At 70.8% G+C, this 24,081-nt stretch carries 29 protein-coding genes; 12 read left to right on the top strand and 17 right to left on the bottom strand.

The features are described 5' to 3' along the window. Positions 1 to 154: 154 nt before the first annotated feature. Together ABZS69_RS46845 and ABZS69_RS46840 are read right to left on the bottom strand one after the other, a co-directional pair. Positions 155 to 805, bottom strand: coding sequence for an NAD(P)H-binding protein (locus tag ABZS69_RS46845; protein WP_355385036.1), 651 nt, complete (start codon positions 803 to 805; stop codon positions 155 to 157). A 45-nt stretch (positions 806 to 850) separates the two neighbouring features. Next, the gene (locus ABZS69_RS46840) at positions 851 to 1,123 is read right to left on the bottom strand and encodes a hypothetical protein (RefSeq protein ID WP_355385033.1); all 273 of its coding nucleotides are present in this window, start codon (positions 1,121 to 1,123) and stop codon (positions 851 to 853) included. 144 nt (positions 1,124 to 1,267) lie between these two features. Here ABZS69_RS46840 and ABZS69_RS46835 point away from each other — a divergent pair, with 144 nt between their 5' ends. The 3 genes from ABZS69_RS46835 (at position 1,268) to ABZS69_RS46825 (ending at position 3,904) form a co-directional block, all read left to right on the top strand. Further along, the gene (locus tag ABZS69_RS46835; RefSeq protein ID WP_355385030.1) at positions 1,268 to 2,182 is read left to right on the top strand and encodes a helix-turn-helix domain-containing protein; all 915 of its coding nucleotides are present in this window, start codon (positions 1,268 to 1,270) and stop codon (positions 2,180 to 2,182) included. Between the two features lie 340 nt (positions 2,183 to 2,522). Next, positions 2,523 to 3,110: an HD domain-containing protein gene (locus ABZS69_RS46830; RefSeq protein ID WP_355385027.1), complete on the top strand. Its 588-nt coding sequence runs from the start codon at positions 2,523 to 2,525 to the stop codon at positions 3,108 to 3,110. Positions 3,111 to 3,418: 308 nt separating this feature from the next. Continuing rightward, complete coding sequence (locus ABZS69_RS46825) at positions 3,419 to 3,904, top strand: carboxymuconolactone decarboxylase family protein (protein WP_355385024.1); 486 nt, start codon at positions 3,419 to 3,421, stop codon at positions 3,902 to 3,904. Positions 3,905 to 4,090: 186 nt separating this feature from the next. Here the strand turns inward: ABZS69_RS46825 and ABZS69_RS46820 are convergent, their stop codons facing one another. From ABZS69_RS46820 to ABZS69_RS46810, 3 genes are all read right to left on the bottom strand, one after another. Further along, positions 4,091 to 5,230 (bottom strand): NlpC/P60 family protein, encoded by a 1,140-nt coding sequence (locus ABZS69_RS46820; protein ID WP_355385021.1) that lies wholly within the window; start codon positions 5,228 to 5,230, stop codon positions 4,091 to 4,093. Continuing rightward, positions 5,227 to 5,532 carry a hypothetical protein gene (locus tag ABZS69_RS46815; protein ID WP_355385018.1) on the bottom strand — a complete coding sequence of 102 codons (306 nt, stop codon included), beginning with the start codon at positions 5,530 to 5,532 and terminating at the stop codon, positions 5,227 to 5,229. The genes ABZS69_RS46820 and ABZS69_RS46815 overlap by 4 nt, the downstream gene beginning before the upstream one ends. A gap of 100 nt (positions 5,533 to 5,632) precedes the next feature. Continuing rightward, positions 5,633 to 6,412, bottom strand: a complete 780-nt coding sequence (locus ABZS69_RS46810; protein WP_355385015.1) for an SDR family oxidoreductase — start codon at positions 6,410 to 6,412, stop codon at positions 5,633 to 5,635. 101 nt (positions 6,413 to 6,513) lie between these two features. Between ABZS69_RS46810 and ABZS69_RS46805 the strand changes: the two genes are divergently transcribed. Beyond that, the gene (locus ABZS69_RS46805; RefSeq protein WP_355385012.1) at positions 6,514 to 6,819 is read left to right on the top strand and encodes a metalloregulator ArsR/SmtB family transcription factor; all 306 of its coding nucleotides are present in this window, start codon (positions 6,514 to 6,516) and stop codon (positions 6,817 to 6,819) included. Here the strand turns inward: ABZS69_RS46805 and ABZS69_RS46800 are convergent. Then, positions 6,816 to 7,466, bottom strand: a complete 651-nt coding sequence (locus ABZS69_RS46800) for a DUF402 domain-containing protein (RefSeq protein ID WP_355385008.1) — start codon at positions 7,464 to 7,466, stop codon at positions 6,816 to 6,818. The genes ABZS69_RS46805 and ABZS69_RS46800 overlap by 4 nt on opposite strands. 56 nt (positions 7,467 to 7,522) lie before the next feature. Between ABZS69_RS46800 and ABZS69_RS46795 the strand changes: the two genes are divergently transcribed. The 3 genes from ABZS69_RS46795 to ABZS69_RS46785 all read left to right on the top strand — a co-directional run bounded on the left by ABZS69_RS46795 (position 7,523) and on the right by ABZS69_RS46785 (position 8,791). Next, positions 7,523 to 7,738 carry a hypothetical protein gene (locus tag ABZS69_RS46795; protein WP_355385005.1) on the top strand — a complete coding sequence of 72 codons (216 nt, stop codon included), beginning with the start codon at positions 7,523 to 7,525 and terminating at the stop codon, positions 7,736 to 7,738. A 48-nt stretch (positions 7,739 to 7,786) separates the two neighbouring features. Further along, positions 7,787 to 8,119, top strand: coding sequence for a YnfA family protein (locus ABZS69_RS46790; RefSeq protein WP_355385002.1), 333 nt, complete (start codon positions 7,787 to 7,789; stop codon positions 8,117 to 8,119). A 156-nt stretch (positions 8,120 to 8,275) separates the two neighbouring features. After that, positions 8,276 to 8,791, top strand: a complete 516-nt coding sequence (locus ABZS69_RS46785) for a hypothetical protein (RefSeq protein WP_355384999.1) — start codon at positions 8,276 to 8,278, stop codon at positions 8,789 to 8,791. 282 nt (positions 8,792 to 9,073) lie between these two features. Here the strand turns inward: ABZS69_RS46785 and ABZS69_RS46780 are convergent, their stop codons facing one another. Beyond that, the gene (locus tag ABZS69_RS46780; protein WP_355384996.1) at positions 9,074 to 11,401 is read right to left on the bottom strand and encodes a LuxR C-terminal-related transcriptional regulator; all 2,328 of its coding nucleotides are present in this window, start codon (positions 11,399 to 11,401) and stop codon (positions 9,074 to 9,076) included. A 205-nt stretch (positions 11,402 to 11,606) separates the two neighbouring features. Between ABZS69_RS46780 and ABZS69_RS46775 the strand changes: the two genes are divergently transcribed. Then, positions 11,607 to 12,173 (top strand): hypothetical protein, encoded by a 567-nt coding sequence (locus ABZS69_RS46775; protein ID WP_355384993.1) that lies wholly within the window; start codon positions 11,607 to 11,609, stop codon positions 12,171 to 12,173. A 16-nt stretch (positions 12,174 to 12,189) separates the two neighbouring features. Here the strand turns inward: ABZS69_RS46775 and ABZS69_RS46770 are convergent, their stop codons facing one another. From ABZS69_RS46770 to ABZS69_RS46750, 5 genes are all read right to left on the bottom strand, one after another. Continuing rightward, positions 12,190 to 12,582: an ATP-binding protein gene (locus ABZS69_RS46770; protein ID WP_355384990.1), complete on the bottom strand. Its 393-nt coding sequence runs from the start codon at positions 12,580 to 12,582 to the stop codon at positions 12,190 to 12,192. Beyond that, positions 12,579 to 12,764 carry a DUF5999 family protein gene (locus ABZS69_RS46765; RefSeq protein WP_355384988.1) on the bottom strand — a complete coding sequence of 62 codons (186 nt, stop codon included), beginning with the start codon at positions 12,762 to 12,764 and terminating at the stop codon, positions 12,579 to 12,581. Before ABZS69_RS46765 ends, ABZS69_RS46770 begins: the two co-directional genes overlap by 4 nt. Before the next feature lie 128 nt (positions 12,765 to 12,892). Then, on the bottom strand, positions 12,893 to 13,996 hold the full coding sequence (locus ABZS69_RS46760) for a hypothetical protein (protein ID WP_355384985.1): 1,104 nt from the start codon (positions 13,994 to 13,996) through the stop codon (positions 12,893 to 12,895). 77 nt (positions 13,997 to 14,073) lie between these two features. Further along, a complete protein-coding gene (locus tag ABZS69_RS46755) occupies positions 14,074 to 14,604 on the bottom strand; it encodes a hypothetical protein (RefSeq protein ID WP_355384982.1) in 531 nt (176 codons plus the stop codon). Beyond that, complete coding sequence (locus ABZS69_RS46750; RefSeq protein ID WP_355384979.1) at positions 14,601 to 15,392, bottom strand: MerR family transcriptional regulator; 792 nt, start codon at positions 15,390 to 15,392, stop codon at positions 14,601 to 14,603. The genes ABZS69_RS46755 and ABZS69_RS46750 overlap by 4 nt, the downstream gene beginning before the upstream one ends. A gap of 79 nt (positions 15,393 to 15,471) precedes the next feature. Here ABZS69_RS46750 and ABZS69_RS46745 point away from each other — a divergent pair, with 79 nt between their 5' ends. Next, complete coding sequence (locus ABZS69_RS46745) at positions 15,472 to 15,783, top strand: metalloregulator ArsR/SmtB family transcription factor (RefSeq protein WP_355384976.1); 312 nt, start codon at positions 15,472 to 15,474, stop codon at positions 15,781 to 15,783. Continuing rightward, positions 15,780 to 16,580 (top strand): SRPBCC domain-containing protein, encoded by an 801-nt coding sequence (locus tag ABZS69_RS46740; protein WP_355384973.1) that lies wholly within the window; start codon positions 15,780 to 15,782, stop codon positions 16,578 to 16,580. The genes ABZS69_RS46745 and ABZS69_RS46740 overlap by 4 nt, the downstream gene beginning before the upstream one ends. Before the next feature lie 52 nt (positions 16,581 to 16,632). Here ABZS69_RS46740 and ABZS69_RS46735 read toward each other — a convergent pair whose 3' ends face one another. From ABZS69_RS46735 to ABZS69_RS46715, 5 genes are all read right to left on the bottom strand, one after another. After that, positions 16,633 to 17,700, bottom strand: a complete 1,068-nt coding sequence (locus ABZS69_RS46735; protein ID WP_355384970.1) for a DUF4037 domain-containing protein — start codon at positions 17,698 to 17,700, stop codon at positions 16,633 to 16,635. Between the two features lie 86 nt (positions 17,701 to 17,786). Beyond that, positions 17,787 to 18,521, bottom strand: coding sequence for a GNAT family N-acetyltransferase (locus ABZS69_RS46730; protein WP_355384967.1), 735 nt, complete (start codon positions 18,519 to 18,521; stop codon positions 17,787 to 17,789). Between the two features lie 6 nt (positions 18,522 to 18,527). Further along, the gene (gene purB, locus ABZS69_RS46725; RefSeq protein ID WP_355384964.1) at positions 18,528 to 19,958 is read right to left on the bottom strand and encodes an adenylosuccinate lyase; all 1,431 of its coding nucleotides are present in this window, start codon (positions 19,956 to 19,958) and stop codon (positions 18,528 to 18,530) included. A 66-nt stretch (positions 19,959 to 20,024) separates the two neighbouring features. Beyond that, positions 20,025 to 22,415 (bottom strand): excinuclease ABC subunit UvrA, encoded by a 2,391-nt coding sequence (locus ABZS69_RS46720; protein ID WP_355384961.1) that lies wholly within the window; start codon positions 22,413 to 22,415, stop codon positions 20,025 to 20,027. A 150-nt stretch (positions 22,416 to 22,565) separates the two neighbouring features. Further along, complete coding sequence (locus ABZS69_RS46715) at positions 22,566 to 22,922, bottom strand: VOC family protein (RefSeq protein ID WP_355384958.1); 357 nt, start codon at positions 22,920 to 22,922, stop codon at positions 22,566 to 22,568. Between the two features lie 214 nt (positions 22,923 to 23,136). Here ABZS69_RS46715 and ABZS69_RS46710 point away from each other — a divergent pair, with 214 nt between their 5' ends. Together ABZS69_RS46710 and ABZS69_RS46705 are read left to right on the top strand one after the other, a co-directional pair. Beyond that, positions 23,137 to 23,517 (top strand): helix-turn-helix transcriptional regulator, encoded by a 381-nt coding sequence (locus tag ABZS69_RS46710; RefSeq protein ID WP_355385418.1) that lies wholly within the window; start codon positions 23,137 to 23,139, stop codon positions 23,515 to 23,517. Between the two features lie 5 nt (positions 23,518 to 23,522). Continuing rightward, a complete protein-coding gene (locus ABZS69_RS46705) occupies positions 23,523 to 23,942 on the top strand; it encodes a VOC family protein (RefSeq protein WP_355384955.1) in 420 nt (139 codons plus the stop codon). Positions 23,943 to 24,081 lie beyond the last annotated feature (139 nt).

Raw genomic sequence — 24,081 nt, 5'->3', positions numbered from 1 at the left:
CATCACCGTCTGCACGGGGCCTGGCTCGCAGCATGACGTGAGGTTCGCTGCCGCGTGCCCGGCTGATGTCTGATTTTCGGATCAGGATGGAGCGGCGTTCGGCCCGCCGCATCCTGCGGGAAGCGGCGGGCCGAACAGCCTGTGCTCCTGCCGGTCAGTAGCCGGCGGTGAAGCGCTGCCGGCGGTGGCTGGGCTGCTCGATCTCGTCGAGGAGGGCGACCGCGTAGTCCTCCACGGAGATGGTGCTGTTGCCGTCGTCGTCGGTGACGAGGTCGTCCAGGGCGGTGCGGTAGCCGCCGGTGCGGGTGCCGGGCTCGATCACGGCCGCGGGGCTGAGGTTGGTCCAGTCGACGTCGGTGACGGTCCGGTAGTAGTCGAGGGCGTCGCCGTGGGCGTGCATGATCTGCAGCAGGAAGTCGGGCAGGCCCGGGGCGTCCCACACCTGCTTGCCGTCGGGGGTGCGCAGGGAGCCGGCGCCGCCGACGGTGATCAGGCGGGGTACCTGCCCGCCGAGGGTCCGCAGTCCTTCGGTGAGGGCGACGGCGGCGGGCTTGATGGTGGCGATGTGGCCGGGGCCGTCACCGCCGCCGACAGCGCTGACGACGACGTCGTGGCCCTTCGCGGCGGCGGCGACCGACTGGGCGTCGAGGATGTCGCCGGTGGTGACGCTCAGGTTCGCGTGGCGTTCGGTGACCTTGGCGCGGTCGCGGACGACGGCGGTGACGGTGTGGCCGCGCTCGAGGGCCTCGCGGACGATGGCGGAGCCGATGGTGCCGTTGGCGCCGAAGACGGCGATGTTCGTCATGGGAGTGCTTTCCTTCGTGATTTGTCGTGGTGGTTCGGTGGGCGGTCAGGCGGAGGTGGGGGTCAGGTGCCGGTCGAGGGCCTCGGTGAGCTGGAGGGCGCTGGAGAGCGGTCCGCCGAGCCGGTGGGCGCCGGTCGGGATGTGCGGGTACGCCGCCACGGGCAGGGCGCGCGGGCCGGAGAACAGGCCCCCGGACAACACCCGCAGTTCGATCCGGTCCGCGTTGCCGTCAGCGAACTGCCGCAGCGCCGGGCCCAAGCCGTAACACCAGCCGCAGTAGGCGTCGAACGCGTACGTCAGACGGATACGGTCTGTCATTCGGGGCCTCCTGACATTGGTAGAAGTCGGTCATCGAGATCGGCCGGGAGCTGCGACGCCCCTTGCCGCCGCGTACGCTCTCGGCTGACTTCAAACGTAGGAGCCGCGACAGGTTCCGCCCAGGTACGGTGAGGACTCGTGGTGGTGAAAAACGGACACGAAGTGGTCCAGGAGATCCAGTACGTACCGTCGGCGGCCGGCGCGGCCGGTGTCGAGGTGATGCCGATCGCCGAGCTGCGCCGCCGCATGCACAGTCACGGCGGGGCGCAGGGCGCGCGGGAGGCCGAGGGAGCCGGCCGTGCGCAGCGCCCGGACTTCCACCTGCTCCTCACGGTGGAGCAGGGGCTGCTGTGGCACATGGTCGACTTCGCCGACTACGCCGTCACCGACGGCACCTGGCTGTGGGTCCGCCCCGGCCAGGTGCAGCGCTTCGGCGACCTCAGCGGGGCGACCGGGACTGTGGTGCTGTTCCAGCCTGACTTCCTCGACCCCGTCACCGCTGCCGACGTCCGCCTCGACGACCCCTTCGGACGCACCCTGTGGCAGATCGCCGGACAGGACGCCCTCGCCCTGCGCCGGGCCCTCGACCACCTGGCCCACGAATACGGCACCACCGCCATGCCGGCCCCCACCCGCTCCGCCATCCTCCAGCGGCTGCTGGCCGTGCTCCTGCTGCGCCTGACCCACGTGATCTCGCCCGTGGGCACCCTGCTCGGCGAGCACACGGAAACCTTCCGGCGCCTGCGCGCCGCGGTCGAAGCCGACTTCACCCGGGCCCGCGACGTCGGACACTACGCACGCGCCCTCGGATACTCGCCGCGCACCTTGACCCGGGCTGCGCACGCCGCGGCCGGCGTCGGCGCCAAGGAGTTCATCGACCGTCGCGTCGTGCTGGAGGCCAAACGCCTCCTCGCCCACGGCGACGAACCCGTCGTGAGCATCGGGGCCCGCCTCGGCTTCCTCGACGCCAGCAACTTCGTCAAATACTTCATCCAGCGCACCGGCGCCACACCGGCCACCTTCCGCAGCCGGTACCGCCCGGCCCGGGTCGCCCGCTGAAGCCGCCGGCCAAAGCCGCCGATCGTGCCGGCGATGGATGCGTCCCCATGGCTGTGCTCGGACGCCGCCTGCTCAGCCGAGCGGGTGGCGTGCCGTGTGGATGGCCGCGCCGTTCATCCCCGGCCGGCCGTACTTGTCGGGGATCCGGACCTGCTCATCGTGACCGATGCCGGCTGCGACCTCACCTGCCACGTCTACGTCCTATGCGACCTGCACACCGGGCAGGATGAGGGACCGCCGCCTGGTGCTGGTCAATTCGTCGAGGTCATGACCCGATCCTGGCGATGCAAGGCACTCGGGCCTCTTCTCGTTCCTGACTGAGCCCTCATACGGTCGGGGAATGAACGACATACTCGCCCTGCCCACGGGGTCGCTGGCTGAGGCGAGCCTCGCCCTGGTACAGAAGTCGGAGAGCACGCCGATCGCCGACCACAGCGTCCGCAGTTTCCTGTTCGCCCGCCTGTCGGCCGAGCAGGAAGGCTGCCTGAACGACGCGGCATACGACGAGAACCTGCTCTTCGCCACCTGCGTGATGCACGATCTGGGGCTGGGCACCCTCGCGGCCGGCCAGGCCCGGTTCGAAGTGGAAGGCGCCGATCTGGCGGCATCCGTGCTGACCGAGCACGGCGTCGCCGCGGCGGACGTCGACCGGGTGTGGGAAGCGATCGCCCTGCACTCCTGCCTGGGCATTGCCGAGCGGCGCGGGCTGCTGACCTACTTGACCCACAAAGGTGTCTTCACCGACGCCGGCCGCTTCACCGACCTCGGTGCCGCGATGCTCCAGGCGATATATGCCGCATACCCCCGGCCCGCCGACGACCGCTCTGTCCAGGAGGCGATCGTCGAGCATGCCGCCCGCTCCCAGGCCGCGGCACCGCCGTACTCCCTCGCAGCCGAGTTGCTGCGCCAGCGGCAGACCGGACAGTGACCTCTGAGGCGAAAGCGCATCGGCGTCTGCTGGCGCTCGTCACACACGAGTTCCCCGGACGCCGTCTCCGGCGATCAGCTGGTCGGGTGGTGCACGGCCACGCTTCGGTGATGCTTGGTCGTTCGGCCCGGGGACACGGTGTTCGGTGATCGGCCTGTGACGACACCCCCGCCTGTGACAGCTGTGGTGGGTGGCGCACGTCACATCCGCGTGCTGTCACAGGGTTCGGGCCGCCGGCATCTTCATGGTCGTCAGAGGCCGCGCGGACGATGCGCGCGGCACGTTGTTCCACGAGTGAGGACGAAGTCATGGGACCCCGTTTCGACCTGTTCGCCAACGAGCTCGGCGCCAAGATCGGCAAGCGGTTCGCCGGCGTGAGTCTGGCGATCGAGCAGTCGTCGCTGTCCAAGAGCACGGTGGAGCTGGTGAACCTGCGCGCCAGCCAGATCAACGGCTGCGGTTTCTGCGTGGACTTCCACACCAAGGAGCTCGCGGTCGCCGGGGAGAGCGCGGTGCGCGTCAACCTGGTGGCCGCCTGGCGTGAGTCCACCGTGTTCACCGATGCCGAGCGGGCCGTGCTGGCGCTCGCCGAGGAGGGCACCCGGCTGGCCGACGCCCACACCGGCGTGTCGGATGAGACCTGGGCCCGGGTGCGTGAGCACTACGACGACGACCAGGTGGCGGCGCTGGTCTACCTGGTCGCCATGATCAACGCGGCCAATCGGCTCGGTGTGATCGTGCGCAACCCGGGAGGCTCCTACGAGCCCGGCATGTTCGCGAAACTGTCGAGCTGATCGGCAGGTGATCCCCGGCCCGGCTCTTTGGCCTGGGCTGGGGGTCGCGCACCTGGCGTGGCGCCGGGGTCGCGATCCGCGCCATGACCCTGCTTGCGCTGCCTGGCCGAGCCCGAACTGCGCGAACTGCGTCGCGGCCGGGGCCGTTCAAGGGTTGGTGCTCAGCAGGGGGCCGATCATGGCTGGTCAGCTCGTTCCCGGGCGGGTGAAGCCCATGGGGGTACGGCTGTAGGGGGCGATCTTGACCTCGGAGCCCGGTCTGGGCGCGTGGATCATCGTGCCCTTCTCGGGGTCGAGCACGATACCCACATGGTCAGCGGTGCCGTCGCCGTCGTTGTCGAAGAAGACGAGGTCGCCGGCCTGCACGTTGCCCTCGGGGATGCGCGGCCCGCGCAGCCACTGGTCGTTGGCGACGCGGGGGATGGTGGTCCCCGCGGACTCGTACGCGCGCAGGGTCAGCCCGGAGCAGTCGAAGGAGCCGGGTCCCGTCGCCCCCCACACGTAAGGGTCGCCGAGCTGCTTGAGGGCGTAGTCGATGACGGACTGGGCGCGAGGGTTGGGCGCCAGGCTGTGGGCGTTCGGCGGGACGGCCAGCGAGGGCGCGCCCCCACCGCCCCCGCCTGCGCTGCTGCCGCCTGACCCGTTGGTCCCGATGCCGCCGCTGGTGGTCGGTGCGCCGTTCCCGTCGCCGTTGTAGGACGCCAGTTGTGTCTTCGGGGTGTGGGGCCGGAAGTCCGGGTCGGGGATCCAGAGCGTCCCGGACTTGTTGCCCGGGACGAAGTCCTGGTCGCCGGGAGCGGGGATGGCGGTGAAGAACCGCGCCTCGCCCAGGTGCTTGTCGATCTCCTTTGTGGCCTGGCCGAGGGCCTCGCCGGCCTTGTCCGTGTGCACCTTGGCCCGTTCGAGGGCGTCCGACACCTGGGACCTGATGCTCGTCATCGAGATCGTCGTGCTGTCGGGGTCGTTGCGCTGCTCGTCCAGCCAGGCGCGTTTCTCCCGGTAGAGGGCCTGGACCTCGCCCTTGGCCGTCTCCAGCGCGGTGCCCGCGGCGTCCAGCTTGCCGGCGCAGCTGGTCAGGGCCTCGCTCAGGGCCGTACCGGACTCGGGATATCTGCCCATGTACGTGGCGAAGTTCTCGGCGGCGACGCCGTTCCACGCGCTGTCCACCCGGTTGACGGCGCGTTTGATGACGCCGCCCTCCGTGGTGATGTCGCCGGCCAGCGCTCGCCACTGCCCCGAGATCTTGGAGATCTGGGCCTGGTCGCCGCTCAGGCTGTCGATGACGCGCTGGATGGGGCTGAGGTACTGGTCCCAGATGTCCGTCATACCTTCTCCGTCCGGGGAACGGTGGGGAGGTCGGCCTTGCGGACGTTGTCGACGACCTGGTGGATGGCCGCCTCGACCTTGGTCAGGTTCTGCTGGGCATGGCGTATCTCGGCGTCGATCTTCACCTCGAAGTCGTTGACGGCCTTGGTGAGCTTGCCGGAGAACTCCGCCAGCTGGCCGAAGCAGGAGGTGCTGACGCTCGTGGGACCGTCCTCGGCCGCGCTCTTGAACTGGTTCGCGACCCCTTTGGCCTTGGTGGCGCACTCCTCGAGCGTGTCGAAGTAGATCTCAAACCCTGCCACGTGAGTCACGCCTCTACTGTCAGATCAACATCAACCGCCCGACAATCTAACACCCTTGGCCCTTTTGCCCGGCCGCGTCGTCAGAGGCCGGGTGTCGTGGTCAGAGCTCTTTGCGCATGCCGCCGTCGATGACGAGTTCGGAGCCGTTGATGTTGGGCGCTTTCCCGGAGGCCAGGAACACCACCAGCGCGGCGATCTCCCGTGGTTCGGTGATGTGCCCGGTGGACATGCCCAGCACGCCGGGCAGGGACTGGAGGAACTCCTCGCGCGGGATTCCGGCCCTGGCCGCGAGAGCGTCGCCGGTGCCGCCCGGTTCGGTCCACACGGCGGTGCGTACCGGGCCGGGTGAGATGGTGTTGACCCTGACGCCGCGGCCGCCGAACTCCTCGGCGAGGGACTTGCCGAGGTTGGCCAGCGCGGCTTTGGCCGCCGAGATGTCCACCAGGTGAGGGACAGGACGGCGGGCGTTGATCGAGCCGATGTTGATGATGTGGCCGCCGCGCTCGATGATGCTGGGGAGCGCGGCCCTGGTGGCCCGTACGGCGGCCAGGAGGGTCAGGTCGAGAGCGTGCCGCCAGTCCTCGTCGGTCACGGACAGGAACCCGTGCGGGTGCGGGCCGGTCGTTCCTGCGACGTTGTTGACCAGCACGTCGATGCCGCCGAGCGCGGTCAGGGCGGCGTCGATGAGGCGGGGCGGGCCGTCGGGGGCGCCGAGGTCCACGGGGACGGCGAGCGCGGTGACCTTGCCGAGTTCGGGGCTGATCGTCCGGGCGCCGGCCACGACGCGGTAGCCCTCGTCGTGCAGCGCGCTCGCCACGGCCAGCCCGATGCCTTTGCTCGCGCCGGTGACCACAGCGTTCCTTGCCTTGCCATCAGCCATGACGGTCCTTTCGGGGCCGGCTCGTGGTCTGTTGCGGGGGAGGTTCGCGGCAATACATCATTGAACGCTGATATATGGGCGCAAGGTATCATCGGTGGCTGATGGATAGCAACGGTGAAGGAGACCGCCTCCTCGCGCTCGGCCGGGCGTTGAGCTGCCGGGTCCGCCTTGCCGTGCTGCAGGTGCTCACCGAGCAGGAGGACGCTTCGGTGGGCGAGCTGGTCAGCCGCACAGGCGTCACTCAGCCGAACATGTCGAACCATCTGGGCGTGCTGCGTTCGGCCGGGCTGGTCACCTGCCGGCGTCAAGGGCGGGTCGTCCGTTACCGGCTGGCCTCGCCCGTGGTCGCCGGTCTCGTCGCGAGCCTGACCGAGCTGGCCGGTGACCGGCCCGGATCCACCGCTTAGGGCAGCTCCAGGGCGTCCCCGGGAAGGGTCGGCGGCTGCCACAGCGTGTGCGCGGGTGGTGACCAGTCGGAGGCGAAGGGGCCCTGGCGGGTCTCGATGAGCGCGACGACCTCCTCGCGGGCGGCGCTGACGTGGCGGTGTACGCGCTCGTCGATGAGCCCGAGCCGCCTGCCGTGCCGGTATTCGTCCTCGTCCTTCCAGTGGTGGCGCGACAGGTCGGGTTCGACGATCAGGTCGAGCAGCAGGTCGAAGGTGTCGATGCCCAGGCGGGTGCGCGTTTTGGGCAGGTCGAAGTCGACGTACCAGGTCAGGGGCCGGAGCTCGGCGTCGAAGAACTGGCGGACGGTGAAGTGTTTGCCGATGCCGTACCAGCTGCGCGTGATGGTGTCCCGCCAGGTCCACCAGCCGAGTTCCCAGCGGCCTGAGGCCAGCCGGGCGATGGTGCGGTCCCGGTCGCCGCCGCCGTTCAGGACGGAGGTGATCCAGGTGGTCGAGGCCAGGCCGCGCAGCCCCGGCCAGCCGGCCACCACGAAGTACTCGTCGGTGTCCTGCAGGACCCGGTACGGCGTGGCCGACCACACCTTGCCGTTCCAGACGTGGCGGCGCACCGCCGTGGCGCCCTCGTCGAAGCGTTTGCCGGCTGTCATGCCGTCGATCATGTCAACGATGGGCCGGATCTGTCACGATCTTGGCTGTGGAGCGGGTGAGCATCGATGCGGGCAGGTTGACGTTGCGGCCGTTCGGCCCGCAGGACATCCCGTGGGTGTTTGAGGTGTCGCAGGATCCCGCGGTGCAGCGGTTCGTGCAGGTTCCCTGCCCGTACCTCATGGAGGGCACGCTGCGTAAGCGGCTGGTTCATCGGGGTGAGCGGGTCGACGCGTGGGTGGGCTCGCTGCTGCGGCAGGAGTGCGCGGGCTAGCGGGGTCCGGTGTGCGCGGCGCCGGCGGGGGCTGGTGCAATGGCGGGCATGACTGTGGTGCGTTCGCTGGTGTTGTTCGCGTTGGCGGCCCTGTTCGAGATCGGTGGGGCGTGGCTGGTGTGGCAGGGGGTTCGGGAGCAGCGTGGGCTGGTGTGGGCGGGCGCGGGGGTGATCGCGCTGGGCCTGTACGGTTTCGTGGCCACGTTGCAGCCCGATGCGCATTTCGGGCGGATCCTGGCCGCGTACGGCGGGGTGTTCGTGGCCGGGTCGCTGCTGTGGGGTGTGGTGGCCGACGGGTTCCGGCCGGACCGGTGGGATGTCATCGGGGCGCTGGTCTGCCTGGTGGGCGTCTTGGTGATCATGTACGCGCCGCGGGGCTGACGCCCGGGTCGCCGTGTTTTCCGTACCTCCCGATACGGACATACGGGTGAATAGGTACCTATATGGGGATTTACCCCGTCTTCCTGGGTGGGGGGTCGGAGCGAAGCTAAACGTGTCATAGAACACATGCGCCGACACCGGGAGGAGACGAGACACATGCCAGCCATGTTGCAGCCGCGCACCGAGCACGGCGCCACCGACCAGCAGCCCGTACTGCGGCTGCTGTCCTGGAACGGGCTCCTGGCCATGGGGGACGGCCTGGCCGTCCGCGCCGGGTGGGCGGGACAGGACCGCGCCGTGTCGTGGCTGCTGTCGGCGCGCCCTTCGGCGGTGCCGGGAGCGCGGCGCATGACCGCCGTCCGGCTGGCCGCCTGGGGGCTGCACGAGCAGGCCGAGACCGCCGATCTGCTGGTCGGCGCACTGGTCGCCAACGCCCTGCGGAACGCGGGCACCCGGATCAGGCTCTCGCTGTGGGTCGAGGACGGGCTGCTGCGCTGCGAGGTCGAGGACGACAGCCCGGTGCCGGCCGCCGTCGCCCGCTGCCTCGCGGCCGCGCAGCGCGCGGGGCATGACCCGGTGCTGGCCCGGCTGGCCTGCTGCTGGGGGGTCGCCGGCAAGGTCGTGTGGTTCGAGCTCGTCACCGGCGAACGCTCCTGCGAGCAGCACGCCTGACCGAGGCGAGCGCCGCCCGAAAGCCGCAGCACCGCACCGCCGCAAGGCCACAGCCACCCCGAAAAGGCCGTGGCCACCGCAAAGCCCGTACGTCGTCGACGGAAAGGAATGACGCATCGTGCGCCAGACAAGGATCCGCGTCTCCAAGCGGCCCACCCGCCGCCCCGCTCAGGGTGTGGACCTGCGGACCCCGTCAGGGCGGCCCCTGCCGTACTGACACCACACAAGACGGCCGCGAACCGGCCTGGCCCCTGAAGCCGGTTCCGGCCCCCCAGTACCCCCTCAGTGCCCGTCGGCGCGCGCCCGCTCCCCCACCCACACCGCGATCTGCGCCCGCGAGTTGAACCCCAGCTTGGCCAGGATGTGCTCGATGTGCCCCTCTGCGGTCCGCTGCGCGATCACCAAGGACGCCGCGATCTCCTTGTTCGTCATCCCCTGGGCGACCAGCTCGGCGATCTCCCTCTCCCGGCGCGTCAGCGGCGCCGCCTGCCCCCGCTGCTTGGCCGCCTGCTCGGGCTTGTCCTCCTCCAGCGCGTAGGCCAGAGCCTCCTCCGGCGACAGGCGGGCCCCACGCCGCACGGCCGACTCGAACGCCGCCTCCCCCAGCGCCTCGCGCATCGCCGCCTCACACTCCCGGTGATAGCGGGCCAGATGCCCGAACCCCGACAGCGGCGCCCCGGCGCAGCTCCACATGGTCTCCAGAACGCCCAGCAGACGCGCGGCCCGCTGGTGGCGGCCCTGACTGGCCGCGATCCAGGCCAGCACCTCGATGTTGACGCCGGAACCCAGCGGATCGCCCAGCGCCCGGTTGAAGCCCAGGCTCTGCTTCTCCAACTCGGTGGCCCGCTCCAGGTCCCCCTGCCGCCACACCTGCACGCCCAGCGCCATCATCGTGTACGCCTTGTGCCAGCCCTCCCCGCTGGCCTCGCACTCGGCCAGGCACTCCTCGCCCGCCGCGACGGCGGCCGAGGAGTCACCCAGGAACGAGTGGGCGAGCGTCAGCCGGATGAGCGACAGCGCGATCCCGACCGGGTCGCCGGTACGGCGGTGGCGGGCAAGGGCGTCCCTGTATAGCTCGATCGCGGCTTCCGTTCGCCCCTCGTACATGGCCACCATTCCGCAGAACAGGGCCACGTAGGCCAGGACCGGCTCGTCGTCGAGTTTGTCGCCGAGCCGCCGGCTGTCCTCCAGCAGAGCCGTGGCGGCCGGGATGTCGGCCTGGATGATCGCCAGCCAGCTGCCGGCCCACAGCGCGCGGGCCCGTACCTGGCTGGGCTCGGTGTCGGCGGCCAGCGCCTGCTCCAGCCAGCCGCGGCCCTCAGCCAGGTAATAACTGGTGATCCAGTGATACAGCAGGTCGCCGGCCATGCTCAGCCCCTCGCGGGCCTCGCCCGGGGTGCTCAGCCAGCTGTCCAGGGCGGCCCGCAGGTTGGCATGCTCGCGCTTGAGCCGGGCGAACCAGGCCACCTGGCCGGGCCCGAACAGCTCCGCCCTGGCCCGCGCCGCAAGGTCGCGGTAATAACTGCGGTGCCGTCGCTGCAGGCCGGACTCGCAGCCGGAGTCCGTGAGCCGTTCGCGACCGTACTGCCGCAGCGTCTCCAGCATCCGGTAGCGCACGCCGCCCGGATGGTCTTCTCGAATCAGCACGGACTTGTCCACCAGGCCGATCACCAGGTCGACCACGTCCTGCGGGTCGATCCCGTCCTGGCCGCACACCGCCTCGGCCGCCTCCAGGTCCAGGCCCCCCGCGAACACCGAGGCCCGCTCCCACAGCAGGCGTTCTTCGTGCGAACATAGCGCGTAACTCCAATCGATCAGGGCCCGCAGCGTCTGATGGCGGGGCAGCACCGCCCTGGACCCGCCGGTCAGCAGGCGGAACCGGTCGTCGAGCCGGTCGAGCAGCTGCCCGGCCGACAGGGCCCGCAAGCGCACCGCCGCCAGCTCGATCGCCAGCGGCAGCCCGTCCAGCAGGCGCACGATGCGGGTGACGACCTCCCGGTTGTCCTGCGCGACGGTGAAGGACGGCAGGACCGCGCGGGCGCGTTCGGCGAACAGCCGCACCGCGTCCTGGCGCACCAGCGTCTCCAGCGGCACCTCCAGGTCCGGCAGCGGCAGCGGCGCCACGGGCACCGCCTGCTCGCCGGCGATGCCCATCGCCTGCCGGCTGGTGGCCAGCACCCGCAGATCGGGCGCCGCCCGCAGCAGCGCCTCGCTCAGCACGGCGCACTCGGCGATCATGTGCTCGCAGTTGTCCAGGATCAGCAGCGCCTGCTTGTCGCGCAGGTGGCAGGTCAGCACCCCCATCGGGGTGTCGCCGGTGTGGTCGCGGATCTCCAGCGCCTCGGCCACGGTCTGGGCCAGCAGGGCGGGGCCGTCCAGGTCGGCCAGCTCCACCAGCCACACCCCGTCGCGAAAGGCCCGCCGCACGTCCTGGCCGACCCGGATCGCCAGGCGGGTCTTGCCGACGCCGCCCATGCCGGTCAACGTGACCGCCCTGGAGGCGGACAGCAGCCGTTTGACCTCGGCCACCTCGTGCCGACGCCCCACGAAACTCGTCACCTCGGCCGGCAGCCCGCCGTTGGGCCGCCCTCCGTAGGTGCTGGCAGTCACCGCTGTCATTGGCGCCTTCCGCGACGCGGCCGGCGCTGCCGTCGGCCCGCATCCCACGTCGTCGCCCCCAGGTTATGTCCCGGCCGTTATCCCAGACGAGCACGGTCAAGAACCCACAACAAGTTTTGGCCATCGCATGGTGCAACGGCGTCTCGACCTTGACGGGCGGGCGCTCCTAGCGTGGAGGGAAGGAGAGGGGCGAGCCATGTTCATCCAGGTCATCCAGGGCCGGGCGATCGGCGCCGGCGACGTGCGCGAGGCGTTGGAGTGGTGGGCGCGCGAGCTTTCGCCCCGGGCCGAGGGCTGGCTGGGCACCACGGCAGGCGTCACCGGCGACGGCCTGTTCGTCGGCGTCGCCCGCTTCGCCACCCGGTCGGCGGCCCGCCGCAACAGCGACCGGCCCGAGCAGGGGCAGTGGTGGATCGAGACCGCGAAGCTGTTCGCCGGAGAGGTGAGCTTCCTCGACTGCGACGAGGTGTTCGAATACCTGGGCGGAGGGTCGGACGCGGCGGGGTTCGTCCAGGTGACGCAGGGCAGGCTGCGCGAGCCCGGGCGGGTGCGCGAGCTCGTCCGGCGCAGGCAGGATGGGCTGGCGGCCTTGCGGCCGGACCTCATCGGCGGCACCGCCGCGCTGTACGGGGACGGCGGCTACCTGGAGACCGTGTACTTCACCAGCGCGGAGGCGGCGCGGCCGCCCGCGATCGGTGAGCTGTTGGCCGGGGACCCGGACTTCTTCGAGCTGCGCGACCCGTGGCTGTACGCGCCGCGGTAGCCGCGCCGGCCGGTGTTCACGCATGGACCAGGGCCGGCACGGGCAGCTCGAACCACACGACCTTGCCCGTGCCGGTGGGGACGCTGCCCCAGCCGGACGACAGGACCTCCACCAGCAGCAGCCCGCGCGAGCCCTCCTCGTCGCGGCGGGCGGCCCGCGCCCGGGGCGGCATCGGGCTGTCGTCCTCGACCTCGCAGCGCAGCAGCCCGTCGGCGGCCGACAGGCTCATGCGCACCAGGCCGCGCGCGTGCCGGACCGCGTTGGTGACCAGCTCGCTGATCAGCAGTTCGGCGAAGTCGCAGGCGGGCTGCAGCCCCCACTCGGCGAGCTGGGCGCGCGCCGCGCGCCGGGCCCGGCCCACCGAGCGTTCCTGGGGCGTGAACGTCCACGACGCCAGGACGGCGCTCATGCCGCGCGTTCCAGGGCGGGTACGACGCTGCGGCCGTCGGGCAGGAGTTCGCCCGTGTCGTCGAAGAAGACGACCCCGTTGCACAGCAGTCCCCATCCCTGTTCGGGGTGGTAGGCGATCAGGCGTGCGGCCTGGTGGGCGGGGGAGTCCGCAGGAGGACAGGGAGGCTGATGTGTGCACATGGTGCTGGTTCCTCCATTCCTGGCATCCAGCTGCTTTTCCGTACGCTTCCAACGTGCCGCACATCACACCCCCAAGAAGAGGTGAAAAATACCTATATAGGTACCTATGTCCGGTACGCGGGTAGTCCTCAGACCGTCAAAGCCTCCCGCCCCTCATCCCACCGCCACCGCACATCCCGCCCGCTCAACCGCACCCCGCCGATCCAGCGGTCGACCCCGTTCAACCGCACATGATCCTCCTGCCCCGCCAGCACCCGCGCACCCGCACCCGTCAGCCGCAGCACCGTGCCCCGCCCCACCCGGCCATCCGCGGGCCGCACCTCCAGCAGCGGGCACTCCGCCCGCGCCAGCCGCTCCATCACCGAAAAACACCACGTATCCCCCAGAAACGGGCGCGCCTCACGGGCCGAAGCCCGCACGAACACCTCCCCGGCACCCGCCTCCTCCTCCGACCCCGCAGCCGCCACCGCGGCCAGCACCCGCCGCTCGGTCAGCGACAACCCATCACGCGTCGACGGATACTCCCGGCACAACCGCTCGAAAGCCTCCCCCACAAAACGCAACTCACCCGAACGCGCCGCCGCCACAGCAGGTAACCCCCGCGGCGTCGGCGCCCGGAAAGCCGCCCACGCCCGCGTCGCCAACTCCAGCGCCGCCGGCGTGAGCCGCGCACACGCCCGCGTCGCCGGCAACTCCCGCAACTGCTCGGCACGCAACTGCCCCAGCCCACCGAACCGGGCGATCCCAGGATGCTCCCCGATACAGATCAACGTGACCCGCTCAGCCGGCACCCCCAACCCGGCCAGCCGGGCCAGAACCTCCACGATCTGCAACTGGTCATACAGGTCGGCCTCGAACCACAGCACGTACTCCCCATCCCGGTTGGCCTCCACGGCGGCGTCACGCTCCACGAACATGCGCAACCCCTCCGCACGCTCAGCCGCACCCGCCCCCGCCAGGAACGCCGCCCGCACCTGCCGCAACTCCGCAGGCCCCACCGCCGGCACCGGCCCCTCATGCAGCACGTCCCGCCAATACACCACCCGCCGGGCCAGCCCCGTCCCCGCCAGATCGGTGCTGTCACCGTTGCTGATGTGCAGGGCCTGCGCCATCCACTCCTCAGCCGGGGCACCCTGCCCACCCAGCAGCCGCTGCCGCGCCACCGCGTACGACTCACCGGTCCTGGCCATCCGGGCACGCACCCGCCGCTTGAAATCCGCCTGCCTGGTCATGAACATCTCCCGCGCCCCAACCGCGCCCGAACGGCCGCCACCGCCATGCCAACCCCGGCCCACCAGCCCACCACAGCTCAGACAGCCCCCCGACGCACCGGCTGCCGCAGCACCGTACGCGGCCGCGGATCATCGAACGGCGTCAGATACACCTCATGATGCGGCCCATTGGCCACCAACCCCCGCTCGGCCATGAACGCCTCCAACACCGCCAGCGACCGATGCTCCTCACTGTAGGGACCCACATGCAGCACCTCCACACACTCCCCCTCCGTGAACGTCGCCACCCGCACCCGATCCACCGCCGCCCCCGACGACCTCACCGCCGGCCGGGCCGCCTCCCGCGCCCGCTCCACCAGCCCCGCCTCCGGCACCCCCGCCAACGGCAGCAGCAGATGCCAGCGCCACAACTCCCGCGGCACCTCCAACCCCGGCCGCTCATCCTCCGCCCACCACAACCCCTCCAACGGCCCCGCCGCACCACCCATCCCCGCCGCCACCGCATACAGCGCGCCGATGGCCGACAGGTGCTCACCGCCGCCCGGCTCGCCCATGCCCGTCACGTTCAGGCAGGTCACCGGACCGTACGTAGCCAGCTCAGGATTCATGACTCCTCCAAACAGATCATCAGATGCGTGACAAGAAGCTCAGGCGAGGTCACCGCCGGATCCGACACATACACCTCCCGCATCGGCCCCCGCACCGAACACCGCCGCTCGGCACACCAGGCCAGCACCGCATGCGCCGTCAGCGAAATCTGGTCATAAGGCCCCACATGCGTCGCACACGCGAACCTGCCCCCCGGCAGCACCCGCACCTGCGCACCCCCACCCGACTCCCCCTCCCCCAGCACCGCGGCGGCCTCCACATCGAACACCTCACCGAAGTCCACCGGGAACAACCCGATCAACCGAACAGGACCACCACCCACCAGCCCCACCAGCCGCGACACCGCCAGCGACGTCGCCCGCCCCACATCCTCAGAACCCGCCGCCCGCTCGGCCACCACCGCCACCCGCACCGCCGGCTCCTCCACCACCCGCACCGGCGCCGACGGCAACCCCTGCGCCATCACCCGCTCCAGCGACGCCAGCGTCCGACGCCGCCGCGCCAACTCCGCCTCCAGCTCCTCCCGAACCCCCTCCAGCGCCCGCGCCCCGCCCGACAACACCTCACCCACCACCGCCAGCGGCACATCCAGCGACCGCAACAACCCGATCGACAACGCCACCCGAGCCTGCGACGCCCGGTAATAGCGATAACCCGTCACCGCATCCACATACGCCGGCGGCAACAACCCCAGCTCGTCATAGTGACGCAACTGCTTCACACTCAACCGCCCCAACCGGGCGAACTGCCCTATCGGCAGCAACTCCTCGTCCACGCCCACCAGCATGGACCCTCCCACCGAGGGAGAGTCCACCCCCCATACATGCCCTTGCGGGTATATAGCTGAGCGGGTATGTTAACGAACCATGCGCTTCGACGTGCTGGCAGAACCCGCCCGCCGCCACATCCTCGACCTCCTCCTCCAACGCCCCCGCCTCGTCAGCGAACTCACCACCCATCTCGGCCTCACCCAACCCGGCACCTCCAAACACCTGCGAGTCCTCCGCGAAGCCGGCCTCGTCACCGTCCGCAAAGACGCCCAACGCCGCTGGTACGAACTCCGCCCCGCCCCCCTCGCCGAAATCGACGCCTGGCTCACCCCCTACCGCAAACTCTGGAACCACAGCCTCGACCGCCTCGAACACCACCTCGACACCATGGAAGACGACGAGCGATGAACGAAAACCTCACCATCCACCCCGACGGCCGCACCACCCTGCGCATGCAACGCCGCCTCCCCCACCCACCCGAAAAAGTCTGGCGCGCCATCACCCGGCCCGAACACCTCGCCCACTGGTTCCCCGCCGACATCACCATCGACGGCGACCACATCAGCTACGGCTTCGGACCCGACGGCCACATCACCGAGAACAACCCACCCCACCTCTACGCCCACACCTGGGGCGCCGACGAACTCCGCTGGGAAATCCACCCCGACGGCCCCCACGCCAGCATCCTCACCTTGACCCACACCTTCACCGACCACCACGGCGCCGCCAGCTTCGCCTCCGGCTGGCACATCTGCCTCATGGCCCTGCTCAACATCCTCGACCAACGCCCCGTCCAGCACCCCAACGACACACAACCCGCCGAACTCGCCCGCCTCCACGAGGACTACGTCGCCATCCTCGGCCTCGTCCCCGCCACTGCCCACAACGGCGACACACGCGTCGAACGCCAGCTCACCCGCCCCGCCGAAGACGCCTGGCACCTCCTGGGCGGCCAGGACGCCACCATCGGCGACCCCCCGCCCACCCCCTTCACCGCACCCGGCCTCCAGCCCGGCCCGGTCACCCGCGCCGAAACCGCCAAACTCCTCGAATACGACACACCCACCGGCCCCGTCCGCTGGGAGCTCACCCAGGGCACCGGCCAAGGAGCCCGGCTCATCGTCACCCACACCGGCGACACCACCACCCTCGACGCCTGGCGCATCCGCGTGGAGGAGCTGGTCATCTCCCTTGTCGGTTTGTGATTGTCGAGTGTGAAAATGATCTTGTAACCACCCTCGCCCTTTACAACGTAGATCAATAAGCTTCGAGTCCGAGGGTCGCCGCCGTCAGCGCCCGCGCCCGCCCCGGCACCATCAGCAGGTCCGTCGAATCCGACAGCTGATCCACGCACCCCACCACCGGCAACCCCTTGATCACCGGATCCGACACCGACTCCAGCAACGCCTGCACGAACCGGTCCCCGCCGATCACCTCGAACGGCCGGTCGAAGAACCCCCGCACCCGCTCGTCCAGCCGTTCGGCCAGCCCCATCCGGTTCTGCAGCGCCGCCACCCGCGCGTACGCCCCCGACAGCCCCTCCTGCCGCTCCCGCCAGGAGCGCGCCGCCAGCGCCGTCCCCAGGAACTCCCCCAGCTCCGTCGAACCCGGCATGCGCGCCAGCGCGCTGCCCAGCCATTTCGCGTACGGCGGGTAGCGGCGCCGCAACAGCAATGCCAGCCGCATCACCTCCCGCGCCAGCCGCGCCCCCACCACCGCAGAGCCCAGCTCATCGCCCACCTCGCCGCACCGGCCAGGAAACGGCTCCTCCTGGGCGATCCGCCGCCACTGACACGCCAGCACATACCGCCACACATCCTCCGGATACCAGCGCAACGCCGCCCGGGCCGTCTCCAGCCCGCCCCCGGGAACGGCGGCCTCCAGCCCGTCGTGGAACACCTCGCCCCGTGTCACCTCGGCCAGGCTCTGCCACGGCGCCGACAACCAGTCCAGCAGCGACACCCCCGCACGCGGATCGAACCCCAGCCGGCCCACCAGCCACGACCCCAGCTCCGTCACCGCCACCCCGGGCTGCACGCTGCCGTGGTAGCCGAACACGGTCGGAAAACCGCCGAAACGCTCCGGCAGGCCCGCCTCCACCTTCGCCCGCACCTCGGCCACCACCTCGGGCGCGGTCCCGGCCGCCACGAACACCAGCACCCGCGGCCCCCAGTCATGGTCGGCCGAGCGGGCCGTGTCGAACTCCAGCACCTCCGACCCCGGCCCGATCAACGCGGCACTGTGCGCGACCCCGGACACCAAAGGCGCCACCACCTCGCCGTAGAAGGCGCGGGACAACTCAATACCAGGTACAAAATCGGACATCACGCCGTCAACTCTGCCCCAGCGCCGCCCGAACCTCACCCGAATTTTCCGCCGGCCAGGATGGCGTGCCCGCCTCGGCCGGCGCCTCACCCGGCCACGCGCGCGGCCAGCACCCGCCGGCGCCGGTAGCCGATCCGCTCGTAGACCGTGACCGCCGCCACGTTGGCGTCGTCCACCATCAGCGCCGCCCGCCCGTGGCCGGCCAGCAGCTCCCGCGAGGCCCACCGGCACACCCGATCGGCCAGGCCCCGCCCCCGCAGGGCCGCCCTGGTGGCCACCCCGGCCAGCAGCCCCACGCTGGGCGCCGACCAGGCGTCGGCCGCCACCGCCGCCAGCTCGCCGCCGACGCGTAACCCGGCCCACCGACGCACCCCGGCCAGGCCGGGCACCGCGTACGAGTCGGGCGCGGCAACCGCCAGCAGCGCCGCGACCTCGCTCTCGGCCTCCGGAGCCAGCCAGCCCACCCCGTCGCCGGCCGGGCCGTCCAGCACCGGCAGGCTCATCCAGGAGAACGTCCCGGACTCCCGCAGGACCTCGAGCTTGGCCGTCACCTGGCGCATCAGCTCCCGCTCTCCGAACGGCCGGTAGGAGGGCCCCAGCTCGGCCAGCGCGTACCGGACCAGCTCGACGGCGTCGGCGGGCTCGCCCCACACGCCCAGCCGGTCCCGGCGCGAGACCCCCGGACCGGCGGCCACCACCGCCCCGCCCAGCGCCCACGCCCGCGCGCCGCCGCGCAGCCCCTGCGCCGCCCACACCGGCAGGTCGTCGTCCCCGCACGCGGCACGCACCTCGGCGTCGTCGCGTAACTCCCGGATCGTCACAGCCCGTTACAGGATCGCGCCGGGCCGGTACGCCGCCGCCTCCGGATGCGCCGCCACGACCTCGCCCACCCGCCGCGAGACCGCCTCCACCTGCTCGGCCGCCGCCCCGGTGAACGAGACCCGGTCGGCCAGCAGCGCCTCCAGGTGGGCGCGATCCAGCGGGAAGCGGGTGTCGGCCGCCAGCAGGTCGAGCAGCTCGTTTCCGGCGCCACGCGAGCGCATCGCCAGCGCCGCACCCACCGCGTGCTCCTTGATCACCTCATGCGCCGTCTCCCGGCCCACCCCGGCCCGCACCGCCGCCATCAGCATCTTCGTCGTGGCCAGGAACGGCAGGTAGCGATCCAGCTCGGCCGCGATCACCGCCGGGAAGGCGCCGAACTCGTCCAGCACCGTCAACATCGTCTCCACCAGCCCGTCGAAGGCGAAGAACGCGTCCGGCAGCGCCACCCGCCGCACCACCGAGCACGACACGTCGCCCTCGTTCCACTGGTCGCCCGCCAGCTCGCCCGCCATCGAGGCGTAACCGCGCAGCACCACGGCCAGGCCGTTGACGCGCTCGCAGGAACGGGTGTTCATCTTGTGCGGCATCGCCGACGAGCCGACCTGCCCCTCCTTGAACCCCTCGGTGACCAGCTCGTGCCCGGCCATCAGCCGGATCGTCTTGGCCAGCGACGACGGCGCCGCCGCCAGCTGCACCAGCGCCGTCACCACCTCGAAGTCCAGCGAACGCGGATAGACCTGCCCCACGCTCGTGAAGCGGTGCGCGAACCCCAGGTGCCCGGCCACCCGCTCCTCCAGCTCCGCCAGCTTGCCCCGATCGCCGCCCAGCAGGTCGAGCATGTCCTGCGCCGTGCCCACCGGGCCCTTGATCCCGCGCAGCGGGTAACGGCCGATCAGCTCCTCCAGCCGCCCGTAGGCCACCAGCAGCTCATCGGCCGCCGACGCGAACCGCTTGCCCAGCGTGGTCGCCTGCGCCGCCACGTTGTGCGAACGCCCGGAGACCACCGTGGCCTCGTGCTCCTCGGCCAGGCTCGCCAGACGCGCCAGCAGCGCCACCACCCGGTCGCGCACCAGCAGCAGGCTGTCGCGGATCTGCAGCTGCTCGACGTTCTCGGTCAGGTCGCGCGAGGTCATCCCCTTGTGCACCTGCTCGTGCCCGGCCAGCGCGTTGAACTCCTCGATGCGCGCCTTCACGTCGTGACGCGTCACCCGCTCACGCGCCGCGATCGAGTCGACGTCGACCTGCTCGACCACCTTCTCATAGTCGTCGACCGCGCCCTGCGGGACCGCCACCCCCAGCTCGGCCTGCGCCCGCAGCACCGCCAGCCACAACCGCCGCTCAGCGATGATCTTGTATTCGGGGGACCACAGGCGGGCCAGCTCCGGCGAGGCATAACGGGAGGCCAGGACATTCGGGATACGCGGCTTGGACGTCACGTCGGACAAGTCTATTCACCCGCCCGCACCCGCACGGCACCAGGCCACACCCCTCAACCGCCCGCCTCAGGCGCCCACGTAGCCCGCCAGATGCTCACCGGTGAGAGTCGAGCGCGCGGCCACCAGATCGGCCGGGGTGCCCTCGAAGACGACCCGCCCGCCGTCGTGACCCGCCCCGGGACCGAGGTCGATGATCCAGTCGGCGTGCGCCATGACCGCCTGGTGATGCTCGATCACGATGACCGACTTGCCGGAGTCGACCAGCCGGTCGAGCAGGCCGAGCAACTGCTCCACGTCCGCCAGGTGCAGGCCGGTCGTCGGCTCGTCCAGGACGTAGACGCCGCCCTTGTCGGCCATGCGGGTGGCCAGCTTGAGCCGCTGCCGCTCGCCGCCGGACAGCGTCGTGAGCGGCTGGCCCAGGCTGAGATAGCCGAGCCCGACGTCGGCGAGCCGGCCGAGGATGGCGTGCGCGGCCGGCGTGCGCGCCTCGCCGGCGCCGAAGAACTCCGCCGCCTCCGACACCGGCATCGCCAGCACCTCGCTGATGTCGCGGCCGCCGAAGCGGTGCTCCAGCACCGAGGCCTGGAACCGCTTGCCGTCGCACTCCTCGCACGGGGCGGACACACCGGCCATCATCGCCAGGTCGGTGTAGATGACGCCGGCGCCGTTGCAGGTGGGGCAGGCGCCCTCGGAGTTGGCGCTGAACAGCGCCGGCTTGACCCCGTTGGCCTTCGCGAACGCCTTGCGGATCGGCTCGAGCAGCCCGGTGTAGGTCGCCGGGTTGCTCCGGCGCGAGCCGCGGATCCCGCCCTGGTCGATCGAGACCACCCCCGCGCCCGCGGGGATCGACCCGTGCACCAGCGAGCTCTTGCCCGAGCCGGCGACGCCGGTGACCACCGTCAGCACCCCCAGGGGGACGTCGACGTCGACGTCGCACAGGTTGTTCGCCGTGGCGCCGCGGATCTCCAGCCTGCCGGTGGGCGTGCGGACCGCCTTCTTTAGTGCCGCCCGGTCGTCGAGATGGCGGCCGGTGACGGTGCCGCTGGCCCGCAGCCCCTCGACGGTGCCCTCGAAGCAGACGCTGCCGCCCGCCGTACCGGCCCCCGGCCCGAGGTCGACGACGTGGTCGGCGATCGCGATCATCTCCGGCTTGTGCTCCACCACCAGCACCGTGTTGCCCTTGTCCCGCAGCCGCCGCAGCAGGGTGTTCATCCGCTGGATGTCATGGGGGTGCAGGCCGATGGTGGGCTCGTCGAAGACGTAGGTGGTGTCGGTCAGCGAGGAGCCGAGATGGCGGATCATCTTGACCCGCTGCGCCTCGCCGCCCGACAGCGTGCCCGACGGCCGCTCCAGCGACAGGTAGCCCAGCCCGATCTCCACGAACGACTCCAGCGTCCGCAACAGCGTGGCCAGCAGCGGCGCCACCGACGGCTCGTCCAGGCCGCGGACCCATTCGGCCAGGTCGCTGATCTGCATCGCGCACGCCTCGGCGATGTTGACGCCCTTGATCCGCGACGAGCGCGCCGCCTCGCTGAGCCGGGTGCCGCCGCACTCGGGGCAGGCGGTGAAGGTGACCGCCCGGTCCACGAACTCCCGGATGTGCGGCTGCATCGCCTCCCGGTCCTTGGACAGGAACGACTTCTGGAACTTGGGGATCAGCCCCTCGTAGGTGAGGTTCACGCCCTCGACCTTGACCTTGGTCGGCTCCCGGTACAGGAAGTCCTGCATCTCCTTCCTGGTGAAGTCGCGGATCGGCTTGTGCGGGTCGAGGAAGCCCGACTCGGCGTAGACCCGTACGGTGAAGAAGCTGTCGGACTTCCAGCCCGGGATGGTGAATGCGCCCTCGGCCAGCGCCTTGGAGTCGTCGTAGAGCTGGGTGAGGTCGATGTCGGAGACCGCGCCCCGGCCCTCGCAGCGCGTGCACATGCCGCCCGTGCGGGTGAAGGTCTGCACCTGCGTCTTCTTGGCGCCGCGCTCGACGGTGATCGCCCCGCTGGCCCGGACCGAGGGGACGTTGAAGGAGTAGGCGTTGGGCGAGCCGATGTGCGGCTGCCCGAGCCGGCTGAACAGGATGCGCAGCATCGCGTTGGCGTCGGTGGCGGTGCCGACGGTCGAGCGCGGATCGGCGCCCAGCCGCTGCTGGTCGACGATGATCGCGGTCGTCAGCCCGTCGAGCACGTCCACCTCGGGCCGCGCCAGCGTCGGCATGAAGCCCTGCACGAACGTGCTGTACGTCTCGTTGATCATCCGCTGCGACTCCGCGGCGATCGTGTTGAACACCAGCGAGCTCTTGCCCGAGCCGGAGACCCCGGTGAACACCGTCAGCCGGCGCTTGGGGATCTCGATGCTGACGTCTTTGAGGTTGTTCTCGCGGGCGCCGTGCACGCGGATCAGATCGTGGCTGTCGGCAGCGTGCGGCGCCGGCGACTGCGGGTCCGTCGGCGTGGCCTGGCTCATCGTGTCTCCATCTGTCGGGTGGGGCCGCCTGCGCCGCCTGGCGCGATCTGACCAGTTTTGTGCATTATGTCGGTTTTTTCCGCCTTAGCCGCCCGTTGCCGTCGGCAAGGCCGGCACGATCCCCGCCCACCACCGGACGGGGATCGCCCCTCACCGGTCCTGAAGCAGCCCGAGAACGTTGCCATCGGGGTCGGTCACCGTGGCCACCAGGCGCCCGCCCCCCACGTCGCGCACCGGGTCCTTCACCGTCGCACCGGCAGCGGTCACCTCGGCCAGCTTCGCCTCGATGTCCGCGACGTGCCAGTACGCCACCGGCCCGGTCATGCCCTGCGGCCCGCCGCCCGGCACCAGCCCGATGTGCTGGCCCTCGGCCTCGAAGCCGACGTAGTACGGCCCGTCCGCCTGCGGCTCGACGCCGAGCAACGCGGCGTACACCGCCTTGGCGGCGGCCAGATCGGACACCGGATGCAGCACGGTCTTGATCCCCTGCGTGGAAGAACCGCTCATGATCACTCCTGAAATCGCGAATGGTGATTGTCGAGGCCGGTCACCGTCGCACACACGACGTCGATGCCGGTCACACCCACGCTAGCCGCGACCCGCCGACCCGCGCTTCTCCGATCCTGACCGTTCCGGCCCACTTCAGGCGCTGTGCGAAACTGGTCAGGTGAGACGGCAGGACCTCGACGACCTCGTCCGGCTGCGGCGGGCCCGCGACCGGATGGACCGCGACTACGCCGAGCCGCTCGACGTCCCCGCCCTCGCGCGTGACGCCCTGATGTCGCCGGGCCACTTCTCCCGCAGCTTCCGCGCCGCCTTCGGCGAAACCCCCTACAGCTACCTGATGACCCGCCGCATCGAGCGGGCCAAAGCACTGCTGCGACGCGGCGACCTCTCGGTGACCGAGGTCTGCTTCGCGGTCGGCTGTACGTCACTGGGCTCGTTCAGCACCCGCTTCACCCAGCTCGTCGGCGAGAGCCCCAGCACCTACCGCGCCCGCGACCACGACGACGGCGCCGCCATCCCGGCCTGCATAGCCAAGATCCACACGCGACCCGTCAGGAACGGAGAAGCGAGCCCCACCACGCCCCCCGTAATGTGAACGGCATGGACCACCTCAAGCTCTCCCAATGCTTCATCGCCGTCGACGACCACGACAAGGCGATCGCCTTCTACCGCGACGTACTCGGCCTTGAGGTACGCAACGACGTCGGATTCGAGGGAATGCGCTGGGTGACCGTCGGATCACCCTCGCAACCGGACGTGAACATCGTCCTCGAACCACCCCTCGCCGACCCGAACGCCTCACCGGCCGACAAACAGGCCATGGCCGAGCTGATGGCCAAAGGCATGCTCCGCGGCATCATCTTCACGACGGACGACTGCGACGCCACCTTCGAACGCATCAGCTCCGCGGGCGGCGACGTGCTGCAGGAGCCGATGGACCAGTTCTACGGCGTTCGCGACTGCGCCTTCCGCGACCCGGCCGGCAACCTGCTGCGCTTCACCCAGCCCCTCGACAGGTGAGGGTTTGATCGTTTCCGCTCGGGAGGTTGAGCGAAGCAGCCCCACGCCCTTTACAAAGTAGACTCAGCGGGCCCCTTCGGGGCGTGGCACATGTGGGAAAATCCTGCTCGGTCGCTCGCCGACGTCGCCGAAATCATGG

Source organism: Nonomuraea sp. NPDC005650, from assembly GCF_040605375.1.
In the GTDB taxonomy this organism is placed as follows: Bacteria; Actinomycetota; Actinomycetes; order Streptosporangiales; family Streptosporangiaceae; genus Nonomuraea.
Note: the sequence above shows the minus strand (reverse complement) of the source record. Positions and strands in the feature narration are given on the sequence as shown.